This is a genomic window from Alkalihalobacillus sp. NPDC127517 (assembly GCF_050276055.1).
GTDB lineage: Bacteria > Bacillota > Bacilli > Bacillales > Bacillaceae_D > Alkalicoccobacillus.
In genome coordinates this window covers 186,793-207,780 of the sequence record NZ_JBNNQX010000004.1, presented here as the reverse complement: position 1 = coordinate 207,780, position 20,988 = coordinate 186,793, and the positions used below count along the sequence as shown (strand labels likewise).

At 40.9% G+C, this 20,988-nt stretch carries 24 protein-coding genes, 10 tRNA genes and 1 riboswitch; of the genes, 24 read left to right on the top strand and 10 right to left on the bottom strand.

Annotation, left to right across the window (positions count from 1 at the left end):
• Positions 1 to 94 precede the first annotated feature (94 nt).
• Positions 95 to 373, top strand: coding sequence for an HNH nuclease-like protein HlpB (gene hlpB / locus ACQKKO_RS06955; RefSeq protein ID WP_498645609.1), 279 nt, complete (start codon positions 95 to 97; stop codon positions 371 to 373).
• 34 nt (positions 374 to 407) lie between these two features.
• Here the strand turns inward: hlpB and ACQKKO_RS06950 are convergent.
• A tRNA-Leu gene (locus ACQKKO_RS06950) sits at positions 408 to 477 on the bottom strand.
• 115 nt (positions 478 to 592) lie between these two features.
• On the opposite strand from ACQKKO_RS06950, the gene comGA reads away from it, so the two are divergent.
• From comGA to ACQKKO_RS06895, 11 genes are all read left to right on the top strand, one after another.
• Positions 593 to 1,594: a competence type IV pilus ATPase ComGA gene (comGA, locus tag ACQKKO_RS06945; RefSeq protein ID WP_498645607.1), complete on the top strand. Its 1,002-nt coding sequence runs from the start codon at positions 593 to 595 to the stop codon at positions 1,592 to 1,594.
• Positions 1,585 to 2,631, top strand: a complete 1,047-nt coding sequence (gene comGB, locus ACQKKO_RS06940) for a competence type IV pilus assembly protein ComGB (protein WP_498645604.1) — start codon at positions 1,585 to 1,587, stop codon at positions 2,629 to 2,631. The genes comGA and comGB overlap by 10 nt, the downstream gene beginning before the upstream one ends.
• Positions 2,632 to 2,804: 173 nt before the next feature.
• Positions 2,805 to 2,877: transfer RNA gene (locus ACQKKO_RS06935), tRNA-Ala, on the top strand.
• 18 nt (positions 2,878 to 2,895) lie between these two features.
• Positions 2,896 to 2,988: transfer RNA gene (locus tag ACQKKO_RS06930), tRNA-Ser, on the top strand.
• A gap of 21 nt (positions 2,989 to 3,009) precedes the next feature.
• A tRNA-Met gene (locus tag ACQKKO_RS06925) sits at positions 3,010 to 3,083 on the top strand.
• A gap of 15 nt (positions 3,084 to 3,098) precedes the next feature.
• Positions 3,099 to 3,173 (top strand) — tRNA-Gln (locus ACQKKO_RS06920).
• 4 nt (positions 3,174 to 3,177) lie between these two features.
• Positions 3,178 to 3,249: transfer RNA gene (locus tag ACQKKO_RS06915), tRNA-Gly, on the top strand.
• A 43-nt stretch (positions 3,250 to 3,292) separates the two neighbouring features.
• A tRNA-Gly gene (locus ACQKKO_RS06910) sits at positions 3,293 to 3,363 on the top strand.
• Positions 3,364 to 3,375: 12 nt separating this feature from the next.
• Positions 3,376 to 3,449: transfer RNA gene (locus tag ACQKKO_RS06905), tRNA-Ile, on the top strand.
• 42 nt (positions 3,450 to 3,491) lie between these two features.
• Positions 3,492 to 3,582 (top strand) — tRNA-Ser (locus ACQKKO_RS06900).
• 19 nt (positions 3,583 to 3,601) lie between these two features.
• Positions 3,602 to 3,683, top strand: a tRNA-Leu gene (locus tag ACQKKO_RS06895).
• 158 nt (positions 3,684 to 3,841) lie between these two features.
• Here ACQKKO_RS06895 and ACQKKO_RS06890 read toward each other — a convergent pair.
• Positions 3,842 to 5,296, bottom strand: a complete 1,455-nt coding sequence (locus ACQKKO_RS06890) for a carbon starvation CstA family protein (protein ID WP_498645602.1) — start codon at positions 5,294 to 5,296, stop codon at positions 3,842 to 3,844.
• A gap of 218 nt (positions 5,297 to 5,514) precedes the next feature.
• On the opposite strand from ACQKKO_RS06890, the gene comGC reads away from it, so the two are divergent.
• The 7 genes from comGC to ACQKKO_RS06855 all read left to right on the top strand — a co-directional run bounded on the left by comGC (position 5,515) and on the right by ACQKKO_RS06855 (position 7,979).
• Positions 5,515 to 5,826: a competence type IV pilus major pilin ComGC gene (gene comGC / locus ACQKKO_RS06885; protein ID WP_498645600.1), complete on the top strand. Its 312-nt coding sequence runs from the start codon at positions 5,515 to 5,517 to the stop codon at positions 5,824 to 5,826.
• Positions 5,826 to 6,260: a competence type IV pilus minor pilin ComGD gene (comGD, locus tag ACQKKO_RS06880; RefSeq protein ID WP_498645598.1), complete on the top strand. Its 435-nt coding sequence runs from the start codon at positions 5,826 to 5,828 to the stop codon at positions 6,258 to 6,260. Before comGC ends, comGD begins: the two co-directional genes overlap by 1 nt.
• Entirely contained in the window at positions 6,166 to 6,564 is a 399-nt protein-coding gene (locus ACQKKO_RS06875; protein ID WP_498645596.1) for a prepilin-type N-terminal cleavage/methylation domain-containing protein, read from the top strand. The genes comGD and ACQKKO_RS06875 overlap by 95 nt, the downstream gene beginning before the upstream one ends.
• On the top strand, positions 6,485 to 6,997 hold the full coding sequence (locus tag ACQKKO_RS06870; protein ID WP_498645594.1) for a competence type IV pilus minor pilin ComGF: 513 nt from the start codon (positions 6,485 to 6,487) through the stop codon (positions 6,995 to 6,997). Before ACQKKO_RS06875 ends, ACQKKO_RS06870 begins: the two co-directional genes overlap by 80 nt.
• Positions 6,987 to 7,358, top strand: a complete 372-nt coding sequence (comGG, locus tag ACQKKO_RS06865; RefSeq protein WP_498645592.1) for a competence type IV pilus minor pilin ComGG — start codon at positions 6,987 to 6,989, stop codon at positions 7,356 to 7,358. Before ACQKKO_RS06870 ends, comGG begins: the two co-directional genes overlap by 11 nt.
• 57 nt (positions 7,359 to 7,415) lie before the next feature.
• The gene (locus ACQKKO_RS06860) at positions 7,416 to 7,592 is read left to right on the top strand and encodes a YqzE family protein (protein ID WP_498645590.1); all 177 of its coding nucleotides are present in this window, start codon (positions 7,416 to 7,418) and stop codon (positions 7,590 to 7,592) included.
• Positions 7,593 to 7,730: 138 nt separating this feature from the next.
• Positions 7,731 to 7,979: a DUF2626 domain-containing protein gene (locus tag ACQKKO_RS06855; protein ID WP_203090729.1), complete on the top strand. Its 249-nt coding sequence runs from the start codon at positions 7,731 to 7,733 to the stop codon at positions 7,977 to 7,979.
• Between the two features lie 46 nt (positions 7,980 to 8,025).
• On the opposite strand, the gene ACQKKO_RS06850 is transcribed toward ACQKKO_RS06855, so the two are convergent.
• Entirely contained in the window at positions 8,026 to 8,661 is a 636-nt protein-coding gene (locus ACQKKO_RS06850) for an MBL fold metallo-hydrolase (protein ID WP_498645587.1), read from the bottom strand.
• 114 nt (positions 8,662 to 8,775) lie between these two features.
• On the opposite strand from ACQKKO_RS06850, the gene ACQKKO_RS06845 reads away from it, so the two are divergent.
• Positions 8,776 to 8,955, top strand: coding sequence for a DUF2759 family protein (locus tag ACQKKO_RS06845; protein WP_498645585.1), 180 nt, complete (start codon positions 8,776 to 8,778; stop codon positions 8,953 to 8,955).
• Between the two features lie 18 nt (positions 8,956 to 8,973).
• Here ACQKKO_RS06845 and ACQKKO_RS06840 read toward each other — a convergent pair whose 3' ends face one another.
• Positions 8,974 to 9,795, bottom strand: a complete 822-nt coding sequence (locus ACQKKO_RS06840) for a YqhG family protein (protein ID WP_498645583.1) — start codon at positions 9,793 to 9,795, stop codon at positions 8,974 to 8,976.
• Positions 9,773 to 11,449 carry a DEAD/DEAH box helicase gene (locus ACQKKO_RS06835; protein ID WP_498645579.1) on the bottom strand — a complete coding sequence of 559 codons (1,677 nt, stop codon included), beginning with the start codon at positions 11,447 to 11,449 and terminating at the stop codon, positions 9,773 to 9,775. Before ACQKKO_RS06835 ends, ACQKKO_RS06840 begins: the two co-directional genes overlap by 23 nt.
• A gap of 157 nt (positions 11,450 to 11,606) precedes the next feature.
• A riboswitch (glycine riboswitch) is annotated at positions 11,607 to 11,700 on the top strand.
• 165 nt (positions 11,701 to 11,865) lie between these two features.
• Between ACQKKO_RS06835 and gcvT the strand changes: the two genes are divergently transcribed.
• Genes gcvT through gcvPB form a run of 3 tightly spaced genes read left to right on the top strand, consistent with a single transcriptional unit; the run spans position 11,866 to position 15,788 of the window.
• Positions 11,866 to 12,969 carry a glycine cleavage system aminomethyltransferase GcvT gene (gene gcvT / locus ACQKKO_RS06830; RefSeq protein ID WP_498645577.1) on the top strand — a complete coding sequence of 368 codons (1,104 nt, stop codon included), beginning with the start codon at positions 11,866 to 11,868 and terminating at the stop codon, positions 12,967 to 12,969.
• Between the two features lie 15 nt (positions 12,970 to 12,984).
• Positions 12,985 to 14,328 (top strand): aminomethyl-transferring glycine dehydrogenase subunit GcvPA, encoded by a 1,344-nt coding sequence (gene gcvPA, locus ACQKKO_RS06825; protein WP_498645575.1) that lies wholly within the window; start codon positions 12,985 to 12,987, stop codon positions 14,326 to 14,328.
• Entirely contained in the window at positions 14,325 to 15,788 is a 1,464-nt protein-coding gene (gcvPB, locus tag ACQKKO_RS06820) for an aminomethyl-transferring glycine dehydrogenase subunit GcvPB (protein ID WP_498645573.1), read from the top strand. The genes gcvPA and gcvPB overlap by 4 nt, the downstream gene beginning before the upstream one ends.
• Before the next feature lie 56 nt (positions 15,789 to 15,844).
• On the opposite strand, the gene ACQKKO_RS06815 is transcribed toward gcvPB, so the two are convergent.
• The 5 genes from ACQKKO_RS06815 to ACQKKO_RS06795 form a co-directional block, all read right to left on the bottom strand.
• On the bottom strand, positions 15,845 to 16,585 hold the full coding sequence (locus ACQKKO_RS06815; protein ID WP_498645571.1) for a PepSY domain-containing protein: 741 nt from the start codon (positions 16,583 to 16,585) through the stop codon (positions 15,845 to 15,847).
• A 95-nt stretch (positions 16,586 to 16,680) separates the two neighbouring features.
• Positions 16,681 to 17,370: a PepSY domain-containing protein gene (locus ACQKKO_RS06810; RefSeq protein ID WP_498645569.1), complete on the bottom strand. Its 690-nt coding sequence runs from the start codon at positions 17,368 to 17,370 to the stop codon at positions 16,681 to 16,683.
• Positions 17,363 to 18,724 (bottom strand): HAMP domain-containing sensor histidine kinase, encoded by a 1,362-nt coding sequence (locus ACQKKO_RS06805; protein ID WP_498645567.1) that lies wholly within the window; start codon positions 18,722 to 18,724, stop codon positions 17,363 to 17,365. Before ACQKKO_RS06805 ends, ACQKKO_RS06810 begins: the two co-directional genes overlap by 8 nt.
• The gene (locus ACQKKO_RS06800; RefSeq protein WP_498645565.1) at positions 18,721 to 19,416 is read right to left on the bottom strand and encodes a response regulator transcription factor; all 696 of its coding nucleotides are present in this window, start codon (positions 19,414 to 19,416) and stop codon (positions 18,721 to 18,723) included. The genes ACQKKO_RS06805 and ACQKKO_RS06800 overlap by 4 nt, the downstream gene beginning before the upstream one ends.
• A 127-nt stretch (positions 19,417 to 19,543) precedes the next feature.
• Positions 19,544 to 19,927, bottom strand: a complete 384-nt coding sequence (locus tag ACQKKO_RS06795; protein ID WP_498645563.1) for a rhodanese-like domain-containing protein — start codon at positions 19,925 to 19,927, stop codon at positions 19,544 to 19,546.
• A 147-nt stretch (positions 19,928 to 20,074) separates the two neighbouring features.
• Here ACQKKO_RS06795 and ACQKKO_RS06790 point away from each other — a divergent pair, with 147 nt between their 5' ends.
• Positions 20,075 to 20,914 (top strand): lipoate--protein ligase family protein, encoded by an 840-nt coding sequence (locus ACQKKO_RS06790; RefSeq protein WP_498645561.1) that lies wholly within the window; start codon positions 20,075 to 20,077, stop codon positions 20,912 to 20,914.
• Positions 20,915 to 20,988: the final 74 nt, after the last annotated feature.

Below are 20,988 nucleotides of genomic sequence, written 5' to 3'. Positions count from 1 at the left end.
AAGATACTATCAATCGTAGCAAATTTAAGAAAGAAAAGGGAGAATAATTTCAGGAGAATGTTGTGAACATTCGAGAATGTAAGAAGGTGAAAAGATGAACATAGGTCAGTGTGAGCTTTGTTTGCGGGAAGAAGTTGAACGAACACTCCATCATTTAACGCCAAGACAAAAGGGAGGAGCTAACCTAGAAACTGCAATGCTTTGTATTCCTTGCCATAAGCAAATTCATGTATTGTATAGTAATGAGGAGCTTGCAGCCAGACTATCAACAATCAAAGAATTACAAGAGGATGAAGCAGTTAGAAGATTCATTAAGTGGATACGAAAACAACCCTCCAAAACGATTCCAAAAACAAGAAAGAAATCAAAATAGACGAGCGCACCGATGGATGTGCTCGTCTAATATATTGGGCTAGTTGGATTCGAACCAACGTTAGCGGGTTCTGAGTTCGCTACCATCCACTTGGCTATAGCCCATTGTAATGTTGACTCTATTAGTATGTCCGTTTAACCAAATTTTATGATTATAGAAGGGAAAAAGAAAAAGATGTCGAATGAATTTTAACAGATGTAAAAGAAAGTAGGTGAATCATTGTACGAAATCGATAAAGAAAGCACCCGTCTCATTGAAGATGCCATTCATAAGCAGGGAACGGACATTCATTTTATCCCACAAAAAAATCATTGCTTTGTCCATTACCGAATTCATGGGGAAATGGTATCGCAACGTCGGCTCACGCATCATGTAGCAGAACGGATGATTAGCCATTTTAAATACATGTCTGGTATGGACATCGGCGAACGCAGAAAACCCCAAAGCATGGCAATGAATATGCACTCAACAAAAGGTCTTTATTCACTTAGACTATCCACGTTACCCGCACACGGAATGGAAAGCTTGGCCATTCGACTAATCCCACAAACAGAGCTTCAATCGTTAGACGCATTACCTCTTATCTCAACTCAATTAACAAAACTCCAACACCTAACCCAGCTTCGAAATGGACTAATTTTAATCTGTGGCCCAACTGGTTCTGGTAAAACAACAACGTTATACGGGATGGCAAACGAAATTATCCAGGAACATACGAGATCTCTCATTACAATTGAAGATCCAGTAGAACGGATGTTGCCGTCAACTGTGCAACTAGAAGTTAACCGGCGAGCTGGTTTGACCTTTGAGACTGGGCTTAGAGCCATTCTACGTCATGATCCTGATGTCATCATTGTAGGGGAGATTCGCGATAAAGAAACAGCGGCGCTTGCAATCAGGGCAGCTTTAACGGGGCATCTTGTGATTGCAAGTATTCATACAACAGATGCGTATCAGGCTGTGTTGCGTTTTCAGGAATACGGGTTGTCAAAAATGGAACTAGCAGAAGTATGCCAAGCAATGGTTGCTCAAAGGCTGGTTGGTACAGTTTGGAGTCACCAGCGTGCTCTTTATGAGATCCTTGATGGCGATTTGTTAACGAAGGCTGTATTAACAGGTACACGTCCAGCCTACTATCAACTTATCCATGCAGCTAGGAAAGCCTGGGCATTGGGGTTTATTTCTAGTGCAATGGTTAAACGAATGGAGGAATGGACCTGATTATATTACGAAAAAAACGTAATCAATTGGAACAAGCTAAACGTTTGATTCGAATAGGAAATTTGCTGGAGCAAGGGTATTCGATGGATGCAGCCCTTTCATTTATCGCCTTACATGGGAATGAGTCTGTTCAAGCTCAACTTGAACAAATACAATCTGACTTACACAGCGGTGCACGCATTCATGAAGCATTTGAACACTTGAATCTACCTGCTGATATCCTTTCGTTTATTTATTTTTATGAAGAGCAGGGCGAAGTGGCTAAAGGGCTAATCCAGGCAGGAATCGTATTTGAGGGGAGAGAGAAAACAAGAGTTCAAATTCAAAAGCTATTACGCTACCCACTTGTTTTAGGCTGGGCTGGCGTTATGGTTTTAATCATCGTTCAACAGTTTATCGTTCCACACTTTCAGAATTTGTTTGTCTCAATGAACAGCAATCCTCCAGCTTTAACCGCGTTTTTCTTCAGGTTCTTAGAAAATCTTCCCTTCATTGCTTCTGTTTTCTTTATCATTCTTTTCTCTCTTTATATGTACTATCGTATAAAGATTAAGCCCATCCCACCGCATTTAAAGATCAATAAGCTATTACAGTTAAAGTTAACGCGACGGGTGACCCGCAGAATCATTACTTACTATTTTTCTTTGCAATTTGGGAGACTTCTTGGAGGAGGGATGTCGATACAGCATGCATTGTCTATCTTCGAGAATCAGACGTATCTCCCTTTTTTTCAACACGAGGCTCATCAAATGAAAAGGGAACTACAGCAAGGAGAGTCGCTCAGCCAGATGCTCTTAAATCGTCATTACTTTCTTAAAGATCTTTCATTTGTTGTGGAGAATGGAAATCGTACAGGCTACCTAGCGTCTGATTTACAAAATTACAGTGAGTTACTCTTTATAGATCTTGAAGAATCGTTAAGGAAGGGACTGGCACTTCTACAGCCTGTATTCTTCATTGGTATGGGCGGATTTATCTTTGTTGTGTTTTTATCCGTTATGCTTCCCATGTTTGAAATGATCGGAGCTTTGCGGTAATATAAGGGGAGAAAACAAGCCTTTTCTCCCTTTCAAAAAAAATATTTAAACTTTTTTTGAAAAAGGGTTGCGCAAATCAAAGGTACCGTGTTATATTATTAAACGTCGCCGATAGTTATTCGGAACGACAGCGAAACACTAACGAAATACATAGCAAGTCACATGACTAACGAGGGGCCTTAGCTCAGCTGGGAGAGCGCCTGCCTTGCACGCAGGAGGTCAGCGGTTCGATCCCGCTAGGCTCCACTTTCATTGTTTTTTCTCGGAGGAATACCCAAGTCTGGCTGAAGGGATCGGTCTTGAAAACCGACAGGCGGGTCAAACCGCGCGGGGGTTCGAATCCCTCTTCCTCCTCCATTTTTATTAACTTTATAACGTCGCGGGGTGGAGCAGTCTGGTAGCTCGTCGGGCTCATAACCCGAAGGTCGAAGGTTCAAATCCTTCCCCCGCAATTACCTTTTGTTTGATGGGCTATAGCCAAGCGGTAAGGCAACGGATTTTGATTCCGTCATTCCCTGGTTCGATCCCAGGTAGCCCAGCCATTTTGCGGAAGTAGTTCAGTGGTAGAACACCACCTTGCCAAGGTGGGGGTCGCGAGTTCGAATCTCGTCTTCCGCTTCGCTGTACTATGTATGCGAATGAATTGGCTGTATGTGAATATGCGGGTGTAGTTTAGTGGTAAAACCTCAGCCTTCCAAGCTGATGATGTGAGTTCGATTCTCATCACCCGCTTTTCTAGAGTATGGGCCTGTAGCTCAGCTGGTTAGAGCGCACGCCTGATAAGCGTGAGGTCGGTGGTTCGAGTCCACTCAGGCCCATCATACTCTTCATTAAGATAAGAGCTATGCTTTTTGACTCTTGGAGAAGTACCCAAGTGGCTGAAGGGGCGCCCCTGCTAAGGGTGTAGGTCGTGTAAGCGGCGCGAGGGTTCAAATCCCTCCTTCTCCGCCATTTTGAAGAAATTAAATACGCGGGTGTGGCGGAATTGGCAGACGCGCTAGATTTAGGATCTAGTGTCTTATGACGTGGGGGTTCAAGTCCCTTCACCCGCATTGCTGAAAGAGCCTTGATTTTATCAACTAAAATCAAGGCTCTTTTTCTGTCTATTTAATTGTAGTGAGCTGAGACTATAATAGAGGCTTCTATCATAAAAAAGGGACCGTATCTACTTGAGTTACGGTCCTTTAAAAGAAATCTTATGAAAAACAAATTAAGCTGAATCTTTCTTCCAATACGAGACATCAATCTCTAGAGGGAGATTATTTGCTCGTGCCTTTTTAGCTGCTCGGAAGAATAAAGTGATAAGAATAGCTGCACCAACAAGCCCTCCTATCCAAGAGGCTGTCATAGGGAGCCTGAATCCAATTTGAGCATTTAAGATATACGTAATAACCATGACAAGCATAAAACTTCCTGGAACAAGAGAGATCCAGTAGTTCTTTCTGGCAATATACAAATACATTGCACCTACAAATAAAGCAATCACGGCGGTGGCTTGATTGGCCCAGCTAAAATAACGCCACAAAATATTAAAGTCGATTTGTGTGAGTCCTACTGAGATTAAAAAGAGAGGAACCGCAATAAGAAAACGTTTTGAAATCTTACGTTGGGCAACATTTAAGTACTCGGCTATAATCATGCGTGCGCTTCGAAATGCTGTGTCACCAGATGTGATGGGTAATACAACAACACCTAAAACAGCAATTGTTCCTCCGATTGCTCCTAACATCAGAGTAGAGACCTCGTTAACAATAGCTCCAGGCCCACCAGCAGCAAGCATTTCATTTAAACCTCCGTACCCATTTACTAAGCTCATGGCTGCCGCAGCCCAAATCATGGCAATGATCCCTTCTGCAATCATCATGCCATAAAAGATCTTCCGGCCTTGCTTTTCTCGTTTTGTTGTCCTTGAGATAATAGGTGTTTGTGTGGCATGGAATCCTGATAATGCACCACAGGTAATCGTGAAAAAGATTAAAGGCATAACAGGTAAGTTGTCAGGGTGAAAATTTGTAAACGACAGCTCAGGAATCGGAGCACCTTTTACAAGCATCATAATGCCTATACCCGCTGTACCTAAAAGAAGAAGGGCACCGAAAAATGGGTAAATTCGTCCAATGATCTTATCAACCGGCATGAGTGTAGCGAACACATAATAAATAAAGATTGCCGCAATAATGAGACCTAAAGCAATTCGGCCATCCATTAATAAATGTAATAAGCTTGCGGGTGTTGAAACGAATACGGTTCCAACTAAAAGAAGTAGTAAAACAGCAAAAGCATTTACAACATGCTTCATAATATTTCCGAGAAATTTACTAGCTAATGCAGGTAGATGTGCCCCTTTATTTCTTATTGAAATCATCCCTGTCAGATAATCATGCACAGCACCTGCAAAAATACAGCCTACAACAATCCAGATAAAGGCCACAGGACCATACAAAGCTCCCATAATTGGTCCAAACACAGGACCAGTACCTGCGATGTTTAATAACTGTATGAGCGAGTTTTTTGTTGTGCTAATTGGCACATAGTCAACATTGTCTGCATTCACGTACGCAGGCGTAGGGCGTTCTTCTTTTACTCCAAAGATACGCTCGACCACTTTACCATAGGTAAAATACCCAATAATTAATAACAAGATTCCGACTAAAAAAGTGATCATTCTAATCCTCCCTCTTTTTATAAAGAATACGCTTACATTTTCAGTTTATAAGATTGCAGAAAAAAAAGAAATCATTCTTTTTTTGAAAGAAGGAGTCAAGCCTATTAATGTCAAATAAGAATAGTATTCCAGTAAAAGGAGGATAGATAAAAGAGTTACGATTTGCCCCCTTATATTACCCACAGCTCCATTCCCCTAACTAAAGGAGCGATCGATCGATGAAAAAATGGTTACGTTGTAAAAAAGGATTTACGCTTGTTGAAATGTTAGTTGTGTTAATGATTATCTCCATTCTTCTGTTAATCGCCATTCCAAATATGACAAAAAACAATGAAGTAGCGAATGAAAAAGGATGCGAAGCTACGTTAAAACTACTCCAGTCTCAAGTCTCGGTCTATCAGATTGAAGAGGGTGTTGCCCCGTCATCCATTGACGATTTACTAGATGGGGGATATGCAGATCAAGGTAGTTGCCCAAATGGTGACCTATTAGAGCTGAATAACCAACTTGTAGTTATCAAACCCTCTTAATGAATGAGCAAGGATATACATTAATTGAAATGCTTATTACTCTCACACTTCTTTCTGTCCTCACAATCCTTCCGATGCTTGCTTTTTCCAATGTACGAGAAACCCATGAATCAGAGTACGTGTCCTGGCAGTTGAAACAGGATCTCATATTAGCTCAACAATTGGCAATGGCTAGAGGGGAAATAACCCTTGTTCTCCCTACAGAAAAAGCCTATCATATTCGTCTGTTAAATAGGGAATCGTATCTTGAACGACCTTATGCTACGAGCGACATGCAGATTAGACCTCTGTCTTTGACAGGTCCATTAGTTATGTTTAATCGTGTGGGCAATCCCAGATATGCTGGAACCATCTCGTTACGAACGAATCGACAACACTATATCTATACTCTCCATCTTGGAAAGGGGAGAATACGTTATTCAAAGCAAACGTAATGGCTTTACGTTAATTGAAGTGATGATTTCTCTTGTTCTGTTGTCGATCGTCACAATCTTTATTCTTCCTGTTCTCATAAAAGTCTATCAAGAAAGAGTGGTCATTACACAACAGGAGGAAGCGATTTATTTGCTTGAAGAGCTTGCTCTTGCATTTACGCATGGCGATTCTCCAGCATCTTTCAGTCACTCGCTCTATCACTTAGAGCAAAACGTTGTTGTAGATGGTTCAACTCAATTCTGTCTTAAGTGGGAAGGAGCGAATTCGAGATATTACGAAAGCTGTCTTTATACTAAAAAATGAAAAAGGATTCACACTCCTTGAAGCATCAATTGCTTTTGGTTTAACGCTTCTAATTGTTAGTTTAGTTCCTCTTATTGTCACTTCAATCGCATGGTCCCCTTTTTATAAACATGACTCAAGCTTTGAGTTGCAAGTGTTTTATAATCAATTGCATTCCGAGGTGCGAGGGGCTGAGGAGATCATTGTGAAGGAAAACACGTTGAGTTTATTTATAAAAGAGGAGGAGATCCGTTACGATTTATCAACAGAATCGATTTATCGATTTGTTCAAGGGAGAGGGTATGTCCCGATGCTTGATTCAGTTCAATCATTTACATGTGAGATAGATGCGGAAGAGAGATTAAGTTGTGTAACGGTCATGAAGCATGGTCTTGAATTCGAGCGTTCAATGAGCAGCATGTTTAGCAAAGTGAGTATTCAATATGAACAGTGAAAAGGGATTTGCCTATCCTGTTACGTTGCTACTTGTAGCGGTGCTCACACTATCCTGTTTATATGCCATTCAATTGTACGAGTTAGAAAAGCGGTTTGTTTTTGAGCAGGAAAAGCTTATGCAAATGGACCATCTCATGCAAATGGCAGTGGTTGATTTTTTGCAGCAACCAAACATAGCTCATGAACAAGGTAGTTTTCAATATGAAGTAGGATCAGTTACGTATACAATGCTTGGACATACTGATGGAGAACTTAAGGTAGAGTTACACGCTAAAATTGGTGAGACCCATAAGAGATGGTCAATTATGCATTACAACATGGATAATAGAACCATCAGTACTTTTCGAGATATGGATTGACTTAAACATGAGGGAATGGGGCACACTAGGGGTAAAAGTCGCGGGGGAAGTGAAAAGTTGTCATTACAGGATTTAGTCAAATTTATTACCCAGCAGGCAGTCATTCAGATGGATAAGCCGACTACATTGCGCAAGCAAGAACGAAAACAACGTAAGTCAGCACGTGCATCTTTATCTTTTCGGGCGTTCGGGATTATACCGATGGCGATTGGATGGTTTTTTCGCAGAAAATAACATCGTCCATTAAATAGACGCCGCTTCCAACATTCAAAAATGAGAAGCGGCGAAAGCATTTACAAACGGGAAAATTAGGGTATATAATAGAGAAGCAATCATTAGTAATCGCATACATTAATGAAGGAGGCACAGCATATGGAACGGATGTATCGTGTGCTCGCTTTTTGGACAGGAATCTTTGCTGTACTGTTTTTTGCTGGAGACATGCATAGTATGGCTTTACTTTTCTTTGCTCAAACAGCGATCCTGCTTGCTTTAAGTTATTTGTATCTATCAGAGCGAGTATATATCTACATATTTGGCGCGTATTTAACAATCTTTTTTGTTGGCTTTACGTATTACTCAACCTTTGTTCTTGTCCCAAGCTTTGGAGGACACCATTAAAAAAACCGGAGAGCTTCTCGTACGAGAGGCTTCACCGGTTGATTTATTACAATGCGTTTAAGAAGGGGTTTGAATCCATCTCTCTTAAAATGGTAGTTGTAGGACCATGACCACATGCGACGATGGTTTGCTCGGGCAAGTCCATTAACTTTGAATGGATGCTTTCGAGAAGCTGTTGATGGTTCCCTCCCGGTAGATCGGTACGGCCAATACTACTTGCGAACAATGCATCTCCTGAAAAGACAATGCCTTCGTTTTCAAAATAGAAGGACACGCTTCCAGGTGAGTGACCAGGTGTTTCAAGGACGTTGCAGGTGAATGAACCAATCTGTAGCACTTGTTCACCTTCAATGATCTGTTCTGCGGGTCTGGCTGTTACCTTTGTTCGACCAAGAAACGCAGTGGACCGATTAAGCTCAGGATCTTCAAGCCAGTTTTCTTCGTTTTTGTGAAGATACAATGGGATTGAATAGGCATCCCGAACAGCGTCTACTGCTCCAATGTGATCAAAGTGAGCGTGTGTAAGTAAAATGGCGAGCGGGGTGATCTCTTTATCCTGTAACCATTGAAGTAATGTGTCCGCATCACCACCTGGATCGAAAATAAGTGCGTCACCTTCAGAATTTGTTAAAATGTACGCGTTTGTTTGAATAGGTCCGAGCGGAAGTTGGGTCCAAGTCATATTGATCCTCCTTGTGAAAATAAGTGTATATACGTATCATAACTGTTTTTCTAGGAGTGTTCAAAACATTCACGTTTGTGAATGGTACGAAGTAAGTGGAAGGAGGAATTCAATTTGTTTCTTGCCATCGTGTGTTTTATTATTACGATTCTTGCGGTGATTGGTGGAATTCGTGAAATGAAACGGATGAACTTGTTTGCTGTAGGATTTTCGTTTGTAACGGTTTTAGTTTTTGGGTTTTTCTCCGTAATGACGTTGTACTCATTAATTACTACTGGAGAAGGTGCCCCGTAAGGAGAAATGGACATTCGCTCAATTAGCGAGATGTCCATTTTTTTGTGTGAATACTTGCTGTTGCAGGAAGAAGAGTCCCCCGTTAATCATCTCTACTTCAATTCGAGGTTCATACTGTTCTCGTAATGCCTCTTTTTCTAACTGATAGCTTTCTGGTTTCTCCGCGTATTCTTCATAAAAACTCTCAAGTAACTCTGTATCCTGCTGCCACCGTTGCCTTGCTTGGACGGCCCAATCGTCGGGCTCATTGTTAGCAAAGGTTTGTATCATTTTCTGCAAGCGAATGAGACCACTGGCAGGCTTAATAAGGGAAGCCATTGTAAAACAATAATCCGGAAGCTTAGGGGTGAGCGGAATTTCCATCATTTTCGCATGGAAATCAGTCACAATCTGTCCGTGAATGAGATTTAATCCTAATGATAGAATAACATCCTTTTTTCGATCGCATTGAAACGATACCTTTGCATTTACATTGATCCACGGTTGAAGCGGAGTTGATTGACCCCGGCTCACCTGAACATCTTCATACATTCTGATAAAAGACCCGAGTGATTTTGTTGATTGAAATAGTTGATGGAGACGAGGAGAGCCAAAATGAATATATTCTCCCTTCATTTCCTTTGTGTTCGACGTGGATTCTGTAATGAGCGTCATTTTCATTGGATTAGGTGAACCACCGGTTTTTTCTAAGTAGTGCCAGTAAAAAGGGCGGTTCATAAGTAATTTATCCATATCAATGGATAATTGAACGGTTAAAAAGTCTGGTTGACGTTCTACAGGAGGACAGTCATTCGCTTCAAAATACCGCTCTACGTACTTACGAACTTCGGACTGATTCATGATACCCCTCCTCGTTCTCATCTTCACTTTCTTTTGCTGCGTCGTTCATAACGGAGGCGAGATGAGATAATTTGATATTGACCTCACCGTCTGAATCAGAATGCAGAATCACATCCTTCACATATTCATCGATATTCGGTAGTTGAATACGTGTTAATATTTCATCTAATTGGCCAATGACTTTTTCAAACAAGTGAATTTTGTCATAGAGTAGATCTAGTATTTTTTGTTCGATCGTGTTTTGGACGGCGAAGTTATAAATACGTACATCGTGCTGCTGACCTAATCGATGAATTCGTCCGATTCTCTGTTCAATTCTCATTGGATTCCATGGGAGATCGTAATTAATAATATGACTACAGAATTGAAGGTTAATTCCTTCACCTCCGGCTTCAGTTGCAATTAGTACTTGTGCATGATTTTTGAAAAGCTCTCTCATCCAATCTTTTTTTCCACGTTTAAATCCGCCTCGGAACGGTACGGATACAATACCATTTTGTTTTAGATACCATTGGAGGTAAAGCTGTGTAGCCCGATATTCAGTAAAGATAATCACTTTTCCATCAATCTTTTTAATGAGTTCAAGTGCTTTCTCAGCTTTGGCATGTCGCTCAACCTTTGCAGCTTGCTCTAGGAGAGCCGTTGCTTCTTTGTTGTCTTTACCTTCCTCTTCTGCTTTTTCAATCAGTTTTTTTAATGTCATAAATGTCGCTTCGCGGCTAGAGCATATTTCACGCTTTAGTGTAAGCAGGGAGAAGTGGTTCGCGCCCATTTGCGAGATGGCGTCATACAATGCTCTTTCTTCTTCACTAAAGGTAATAGGAACCGTTTCAACAATTCGTTTTGTCCACTTAATTCCGGTTTCCTCGCGACGGTTTCGAACCATTACTTTATTTACTAATGCACGCAGCTTCTCGTCATTTTTAGGAGAGCGTCCGTTTGAACGGAATTCTTTTTCAAAGCTAGTTAAGTCTCCTAGATGACCAGGTTTTAAAAGGGAAACAAGATTAAAGATTTCTTCTAATTTGTTTTGGACAGGTGTGGCCGTTAAGAGCAAACAGAACTTTTTCTTAAGACTACGAATAAACTCATAGTTTTTAGTGTTTGGGTTTTTCAGTTTGTGTGCTTCATCAATAATAACTAGGTCATAGGACTGGTTAAGCACAAGATCTCGGTGTGGCTGTCGTTTGGCAGTATCGATTGATGCAACAACGACATCGCATTGTTCCCACACATATGATTTTTTTTGAGGAATGGCAGGAATATAAAATTTGCTATTTAATTCTACGGCCCACTGACTTACGAGTGAGGCAGGAACTAGAATCAAGATTTTTTTTGCTAACCCTCGAATCATATATTCCTTCAGAATGAGACCGGCTTCAATGGTTTTCCCAAGCCCTACTTCATCAGCGAGAATGGCTTTCCCGTTCATTTCTTCAATCACTGTTTTAGCCACCTCTAATTGATGAGGGAATGGTTCGAGCTGGGGTAAGTGTGCAGGAGCCAATAAGCCATGAAAATCTGCAACTTTCTGATAGTGGTGAGCTTCATAGGCTAAACAATAGTTTTCCCAACTGGCCCATTGACCATCAGAATCAAGCCGGTGAAGAAATTCAAAACGCCATGAATCATCAAAATGTATAGGAACTGTCATGAGCTGCGGTCTCCTTTTAACGTAATCGTTCGACATCTTTTAAAAAAAATCGTTGCGCCATATGAGGACTATTGATAGGATATACAGTGTATAGAGCAACATGAATATTAGTAGTATGTACCAATTTTGAAAAAACATAATCGAATCTTTTTTGCGGATGAAGGTAAGGGGAGAGATCGGGCGAAACGGCCCGACGCCGAAGGAGCAAGCAGTGATGTGAATCTCTCAGGCAAACAGACTTTTACGTGACGCAGCTCTGGAGAGAGCTTGCTTTGCAAGCCACCCACGAAGACAATTCGGCAACCAGCCGAGTGAAACTTTCTGGTCCAAGGACAGGGTGATACACAAGTTATCGTGTATCAGTCTGTCCTTTTTTGTTTAATAGTTCAAACTATTCGTTCATCAGGAGGAGAAGCATGGCTGACTTAAAACAAACCCCATTACATGATTTGTATCAGGAGTACAATGCTAAAACAATTGATTTTGGAGGATGGGCACTGCCTGTTCAATTTAGTAGTATTAAGGCTGAACACGCGGCAGTCAGAACCAAAGCCGGTTTATTTGACGTATCTCACATGGGTGAATTTGAGGTGACGGGAGAAGATTCACTAGATTTTTTACAAAAACTTCTCACAAACGATCTTTCAAAGCTCGTTGATGAGCAAGCCATCTATACAGCGATGTGCTATGAACATGGTGGAACCGTTGATGACTTATTAGTCTACCGAAAAGCGGCCAATGACTATCTTGTGGTTGTAAATGCTTCAAATATTGATAAGGACTGGGATTGGATGATTCAACATAAGCCCAGCACTGTTGAAATGAAAAATGTGTCAGATCAAATGGCTTTACTTGCTATCCAGGGGCCGCAAGCTGAATCCATTCTTCAACAGGTAACAGATGAACCGCTTGATGAGATCCGTCCGTTCCGCTTTAAGACCCAAGTTACTGTAGCGGGAGTGAAAGCTCTCCTTTCTAGAACGGGTTATACAGGCGAAGATGGTTTTGAGCTCTATGTTGCTTCAGAAGATGCACAAACACTTTGGACACAGCTTCTCTCTACTGGAGAATCTGAAGGACTTGTCCCATGTGGACTAGGAGCACGAGATACGCTTCGCTTTGAAGCAAAGCTCGCATTATACGGACAAGAGTTAACAAAAGACATCTCGCCACTTGAAGCCGGCATCGGTTTTGCGGTAAAAGTAAACAAAGAAGAACCTTTTATCGGACAAGAAGCACTTAAGAAACAAAAAGAAGACGGTCTTACTCGCAAGCTTGTCGGAATTGAAATGCTTGATAAAGGGATTCCGAGAGCGGGGTATGAAGTTTATGTAGGTGAAGAACAGATTGGATTTGTGACAACAGGTACACAATCTCCTACTCTAGGTAAAAACATTGGCCTTGCGATACTTGATACTCGTTATACGGAGCTAGGCACAAATGTAGAAGTTCAAATACGTAAGAAGCGTATACAAGCTGAAGTTGTAGGCACTCCATTTTACAAACGACCACGTCCATAGGAGGATTTGTTGAATATGAATAATCGTTACTTACCAATGACAGAAACGGATCGCGATGAAATGCTTCAGACGATTGGTGTTGCTTCAATTGAAGAATTATTTGCTGATATCCCAAACGATATTCGCTTTAAAGGGCAGTTAAATATTGAAAAAGCATTAAAAGAACCTGAACTGCTTAAATTCTTTAACGGACTTGCCGCAAAGAATACGTCTACAAAAAGCGTGCCGTCATTCCTAGGGGCAGGCGTGTACGATCACTACATTCCTTCAATTGTGAATCATGTGATTTCACGTTCTGAATTTTACACAGCATATACACCGTATCAGCCTGAGATCTCCCAAGGAGAACTTCAAGCCATCTTTGAATTCCAAAGTATGATTTGTGAACTAACAGGAATGGATCTTGCGAATTCTTCTATGTATGATGGGCCAACGTCATTGGCTGAAGCGGCTATGATGAGCTGCGGTCATACGAAAAAGAAAACCATTCTTGTATCAAAAGCTGTTCATCCAGAAGCCCGCGACGTGCTTAAAACAAATGCATATGGCCAAGGATTAACAGTGATTGAGATTGATACAAAAAATGGAGTAACTGATTTAGATCTTTTGAAAGAACATTATAATGATGATACGGCTTGTGTGCTTGTTCAATATCCTAACTTCTTTGGCCATGTAGAACCTCTTGCAGACATTGAAGCTATTACTCATCAAGGAAAAGCCTTACTTGCTGTATCAAGTAATCCGCTTGCGCTTGGCTTGCTTAAATCACCAGGTGAATTCGGTGCAGATATTGTGGTTGGAGATGCACAGCCATTTGGTATCTCAATGCAATTTGGTGGACCGCATTGTGGATACTTTGCAACAACAAAGAAATTAATGCGTAAGGTTCCAGGTCGCTTAGTTGGGCAAACCGTTGATGATCAAGGACAGCGCGGATTTGTGTTAACTCTTCAAGCACGTGAACAGCATATTCGTCGTGACAAAGCGACATCTAATATCTGCTCAAACCAGGCATTAAATGCGCTTGCCGCATCTGTGGCCATGACGGCTATTGGTAAAAAAGGCGTAAAAGACATGGCCTATCAAAATGTACAAAAAGCTGCTTATTTAAAAGCAAAGCTTAAAGAAGAAGGCATTCACATTGTTCATGAAGGTCCAACTTTTAATGAATTTGTTATTCAATTAAACCAATCTGTAAAAGAAGTAAATGAAACGCTTCTTGAGAAAGGGTTTATTGGAGGATATGAATTGGAACGTGACGATCAGTCACTTAAAGGTCAAATGTTACTTTGTGTAACTGAGGTACGCACGAAAGAAGAGCTAGATGCATTTGCGAGTGAATTGGGGGCATTACAATGAGCACAGATAACCAAGCATTGATTTTTGAATTAAGCAAACCAGGACGTGTTGGACATAGCTTGCCAGATCTTGATATCCCGGAAGTAGATCTTAGCTCACTTATACCTGATGAATATATTCGGACCCAAGAGCCTGAGCTTCCTGAAGTATCAGAGCTTCAAATTATGCGTCACTACACTGCGTTATCGAAACGGAATCATGGCGTAGATTCAGGTTTTTATCCGCTTGGCTCATGTACCATGAAGTACAATCCAAAGATTAATGAGGATGTTGCACGTATTGATGGGCTTGCTAATGTGCACCCGTATCAGCCAGTAAAACAAGTGCAAGGCTCTTTGGAGTTACTTCATAACCTACAAACGTCACTTGCTGAAATTACCGGAATGGACGAGGTTACGCTTCAACCAGCTGCCGGAGCACATGGAGAGTGGACTGGACTCATGATGATCCGCGCGTACCATGAAGCGAGAGGGGACGCTCGTCGTACTAAGGTCATCGTTCCGGATTCGGCACACGGTACAAACCCAGCTTCAGCTACGGTTGCGGGCTTTGAATCAATCACTGTACGGACTGATGAACACGGATTAGTAGATCTTGACCATTTACGTGAAGTCGTAAGTGAAGAAACAGCGGCCTTAATGCTTACAAACCCGAATACACTTGGATTATTTGAAAGCTATATTGTAGAAATGGCTTCTATTATCCACGAAGCGGGCGGAAAGCTCTACTATGATGGGGCGAACTCAAATGCCATTCTAGGAATTGCAAGACCTGGAGACATGGGCTTTGACGTAGTTCACTTAAATTTACACAAAACATTTACCGGACCTCACGGTGGCGGCGGTCCTGGATCTGGACCAGTCGGTGTGAAGAAGGATCTAATCGAATTCCTGCCTAAGCCTTTACTAGTTAAAACAGAAAATGGGTACGATTTCGATTACGATCGACCGAACTCAATTGGCCGCGTGAAGCCTTATTACGGAAACTACGGAATTAATGTCCGTGCATACACGTATATTCGTACAATGGGTCCTGAAGGCTTACGACAAGTGTCAGAGTTCGCAGTATTAAACGCTAACTACATGATGAGACGCCTAGCTCCTCATTATGATTTACCTTATACACAGCATTGCAAACACGAATTTGTCCTATCAGGCAAACGCCAGAAGAAGCTAGGTGTACGTACACTTGATATCGCTAAAAGACTTCTTGATTTCGGATACCATCCACCAACGATTTACTTCCCGCTAAATGTAGAGGAATGCATGATGATTGAGCCAACAGAGACAGAGTCGAAAGAAACATTAGATGAGTTTATTGAAGCGATGATTCAAATTGCTAAAGAAACAGAAGAGAATCCTGAAATTGTTCAAGAAGCTCCTCATCACACAGTGATCGGACGTTTAGATGAAACGCTAGCTGCACGTAAGCCAGTGTTACGTTATCAAAAAGCTGAATAACGGTTAAAGGAAAAAACAAGGAAGGCTCTGAGCCTTCCTTGTTTTTTGATTTCACTTCAATCTCTTTCATTTTTAAGGATTGATTTTGAGACAGCGTCGATCTCAACATCATATTCAACACCGTCAACTAGTAACTCCATTTCATATATAGATAAACCGTTATCCGTATCAAGGTCGATTTCTGTTACAGTTGCTTGTTGATCAAACTCACTAGTTGCTATTGATTTGGCTTCATCTATAGAGATTAGATCTCCTTGCTCATGGAGATTCGCTTTAAAAGCATCATCCATTGAGATAATGGATCCTGTTTCAGCATTGATTTTGACATCTTCATCTTCACCATCTACATTAAATTCAATCTCATATACATATAGTCCGTAATCTACTTCAAGTTCAACTTTCACGATGTCCTCTTGATTAACCGCTTTTTTTGCAGCTGTTTCTGCTTCTTCTACAGAAATGATCTCTTGATTTGTAGGATCAATCTTCAAGAGATTCCCATCGACATTTATAATTTGGCCAGTTTGTTGAAGAATCTCTACATCAAATTCTTCTCTATCACGTTTCACTTCAATCTCAATGGTGCCGTCATCATCCTTTTCAATATCTGTCACGTTTCCTCCGATAAATGCTTCGGCTAAAGCAGAAGCCTCTTGTTCATTCACGGGCTTCTCCTTAGAATTTAAAGACAGAGTTGGTTCCGTTTCCGTTGCATTTGCTCCTGTTGATGCAATCGCAACAGATGTTCCTCCAATCGCCAGTAGCGTTGTTAATGTCAAAATCATTGGCTTTTTCATATTCATCTTCCTTTCATTGATTGGCTATATATGCAGTATAGTAACTCAACATGAAAGGAGAATGAATGGAACATTAGAATTTAATGAGAGAACGATTAATATTCAAATTGTATGATTTGTCCGGTGACTGCATCGATAATGACCGTTACGTCCTCATCCGTATCCTGATCCTCTATCTCAATCTCATAGACCATTCTTCCATCGGACTCTTCAAGATCCACATCATCCACCACGCCATTAATTTCTTGAAGAGCAATATTTATAGCTTCTTGTTCTGATAGATAAGACGGTGAGAGATCTTCTTCAAACGAATTTCGAATGACTTCTCCTGTTTCTGCATGAAGAGTAATCTCGCCACCTCTGTCCATGAATTCAACTTCTGCTTCCCAAACAGGAGGGTCCTCCATTTCGAGAAGCTCTAAGTCTTTTATAGTAGCTGGAGGAGGGAGTAGTTCAAGAATCAGTTCCCGGGCGTCACTCGCGGATATAGATTCTCCTATCGGTTGACCTGCAATCGTTTCAATTAAAACTAAAGAAAGAATAGATCCTGTCTCTTCGCTCAGTTCAACCTTATAATGACCCTCTTTTCGCTCAATTAAAGCAGTATAAACCCCATCATCTAAAGTAATTTCATCAGGGGTACTTCCATATTGAGCTTCAATCTGTTCAGCTGCCTTCTCTAAAGTCAATGAAGAATCAGAGGATGGGAACAGTAAGTAGATGGCAAAACCAATCCCAGTAAGTATAGCTATAGAAAGAATCATTCGTACGGGATAGTTAATCATGTGGAGACAGCTCCTTAGATGGCCTTATGGGGATATTCACGATAAAGGAGGATCCTACCCCCATTTCACTTTTAACATGGATGGTACCTTGGAATTGCTCTACTATCTTTTGGGCGATAGAGAGTCCCAGTCCGGAGCCTCCTGATTCCCGATTCCGGTCTTCTGATACGCGGTAAAAACGCTCAAATATAGCGGTTTGCTCATTCTCAGGAATGCCAATACCCTTGTCTTCAATCTCAAGGGTTAGGGATTTTTGATTGGTATACAGCCTGATAAGAATGTCTTTTTTGCTATATTTAATTGCATTTTCAATCAAAATAAAAAGCAATTGTTTGAAAAGATCCTCCTGCCCCAGGAATGAAATGGGCTCTTTTGCAACGAAATGAATGTCTCGGTTAAACGATCGGCTTAATCGTTCAGCTGTCTCTTGTGTAATATCAGTTGCATTTAGTTTCGTTAATGGTTGAGTCGAATACTGATCTCCTTGTGCTAGATCAAGCATTTGTTGCGTCATTCCTCGCATTCGAAGTGCTTCTGAATAAATGGCTTCAACCGCTTCATCTAGAATGGCAGGATCTTTTTTTCCCCAGCGCTTAAGCAGTGTGGAATAACTTTCAATAACAGTGAGTGGTGTTTTTAACTCATGTGAAGCATCAGAAACAAATTGCTGTTGCTTTTCGAAATTATCTTTTAGCAGGTCAATCATTTGGTTAAACGTGATACGCATCTGAGTTAACTCATCTTTATTTTTGGAAGAGACGTCCATTTTTTTAAACGTTCCGTTGCTCCTAATTTCGTTCATTGTTTTAATCAGTGCACGTATAGGAGTTAAGATAAATCGACTAAGCCATACACTCGCAAAAACCGAAGGTATTAAAACTAGGACAGAAGCAGTTATTAGTACGGTTCGTAATAGACTGAGAGCATTTGAATAGTGAGAAATCGATTCTACATACTCTAGAGTTACAACGGTCCCATCATTCCAAATGAAAGGCTGTTTATATACTGCGTAATCCCTGTTTTCAAAGTGAACAATCAAGGATTTTTCGCTTTCGGAATAGGTTGTAGGGATCTGTCGATACTCGCGTGACTTTGTAAGAACCTTTTCAATTTGATCGCCCGGGCGTATGACACGAAGCATAGCGTCTCCAATGATATAGTTGTCTATTAATACACTTGGGTTTTGGTGATCTCCAATGGTTTCAACAATAGACTGACCTTGGTCTTTAATCTGAGTAAGTTCGGATTGCTCCATAAATTGTTTGAAAAAAAGATACACAGCACTATTCACGAGTAACAGGATCAAAAAAAGACCAACAGTAGATACGACTATAATTCGACGTTGAAGCCTCATGCGTTCTGGTCCTTTAACATATACCCCGCGCCTCGAACTGTATGAATGAGCTTATGTGATACATCCTTATCAATTTTTTGGCGGAGGTATCGAACGTACACATCAACAATATTCGAATCTCCCAAATAATCATAACCCCATACTTTTTGTAGGAGCTGATCACGACTGAGGACTTGATGGGGGTGATTGACGAAAAATAGCAGCAATTCATATTCACGAGCAGTGAGTGAAATCTCTTTTTTTGCTCGTGTAACCTCATGAGAAGATGTATTTATCTCTAAATCAGCAATTTTTAATTGATTCTCTTCTTGTTTAAGTGTTTGAACTCCCCTTAAGTGGACGCGAATACGTGCCAGAAGTTCTTCGATATCAAAAGGTTTTGTTACATAGTCGTTGGCACCTAAGTCCAAACCAGAAACTTTATCAATCACCGTGTCACGAGCTGTTAGCATAATGACAGGAGTTTGATCATTCCGATCACGTAGTCGTCTTAGAACTTCCATGCCACTCAGACCTGGCAACATCACGTCTAATAAAAGAAGTGACCATGAATGGTTTTGAATCATTTCCCATGCCTTTAATCCATCTGGAGCGGTTTCGGTTTGGTACCCTTCATGCTCTAGCTCTAACTTAAGGATACGAGCGATACTCAGTTCATCTTCAACAATCAATATTCGAGTTTCATCCAACATTCTCGCATACCACCTCAACCTACAAGTTTGTAAAGATACTGTACAATGAGTTCCACGTCTTAGCAAGCGAAGGTATTTTACTACAAAAACGCTCCTTCACTTTAAGTGAAGGAGCGTTTAGGTTACATTATTTCTTTTTAATCTTACCTGACCATTTACGGAAGCCATCTTTTAATTGATAAATATCAGTGTTTCCACGTTTTTTACGTATGATGCTTGCAGCTTGTCTACTTCTAGCACCTGATTGGCAGTAGATATAAATTGGCTGATCCGTACGGAATTCGTTGATGCGTTGACGAATTTGAGACATTGGAATGTTTCGAGCGCCAAGGATATGTCCACCGTCATACTCTCTAGGCTCTCTAACGTCAACTAACTGTGCTTTACGATAGCCTTTAATAAATTCTTCTTGGGTTAAATTTTTAATATACTTAGGTGTATAGAATCGTCTAACCACTAAAAACACGATTAGTGCTGCTAAGATGATAATTAAAACAATCTGGAAATCCATAACGGGTGGTGCACGCTCCTTCAACTAAAAAACTTTTCTACTAAATTATAAAGCTCAAAACACGTTTTGGCAACGTGTTCACCAATTTCTTGGCTGATTCGCCACAGTTTTGATACACTGAAGTAGAGTGAAAGGGGTCATAAAGAGATGAAAAACACTGAAGTGTGGAGATTCATTGATTCTGGCAAACGTTCTCCTGAGTACAACATGGCTTTAGATGAAGCTTTGTTGAATTGGCATAGTGAGGGTAAGATTCCACCAACCATTCGATTTTACGGCTGGAATCCAGCGACGCTTTCTATTGGGTATTTTCAAAAAGTTGAGAAAGAAATTAATATGAACGCTGTTAACGATCATCAACTAGGTTTTATTAGAAGGCCAACCGGTGGACGTGGCGTATTACATGATCAAGAGCTTACATATAGTGTTATCGTATCAGAAGAACATCCTAGAATGCCTGTTTCAGTCACGGAAGCCTATCGAGTCATTTCAGAAGGTCTACTTGAAGGATTTAAAGCGGCTGGGTTAGAGGCGTATTTTTCAATCCCTTCCTCAGAAGCTGATAAGGAAGCATTAAAGAATCCTCGTTCTGCAGTTTGTTTTGATGCGCCTTCTTGGTATGAATTAGTTGTGGAAGGACGAAAGGTAGCGGGGAGTGCACAAACAAGACAAAAAGGGGTTATTTTGCAGCACGGATCGATTATTCTCGATATAGATGAGGACAAGCTCTTTGATCTATTTAATTATTCAAGTGAACGATTAAGAGAGCGGATGCAACGCAATTTTAAACATAAGGCAGTAGCAATTAATACGTTAAGAGATAAGCCTATGTCTGTGGAAGAGGCAAGTGTGATCTTCAAAAAGGGATTTGAAAAAGGGTTATCGATTCAGCTTGAACCGTATGAACTGACTGAGGCTGAAGAGCATGCGGTTCAACAAATCATTAATCAAAGATACGCAACAGAGGAATGGAATTTCAGAAGATAAAAAAATCCCCTCTCAAGTAGAGGGGACTATACTTCATATAAAAAAGACCTTGCTGTTGCAACGTCTGCATGGTA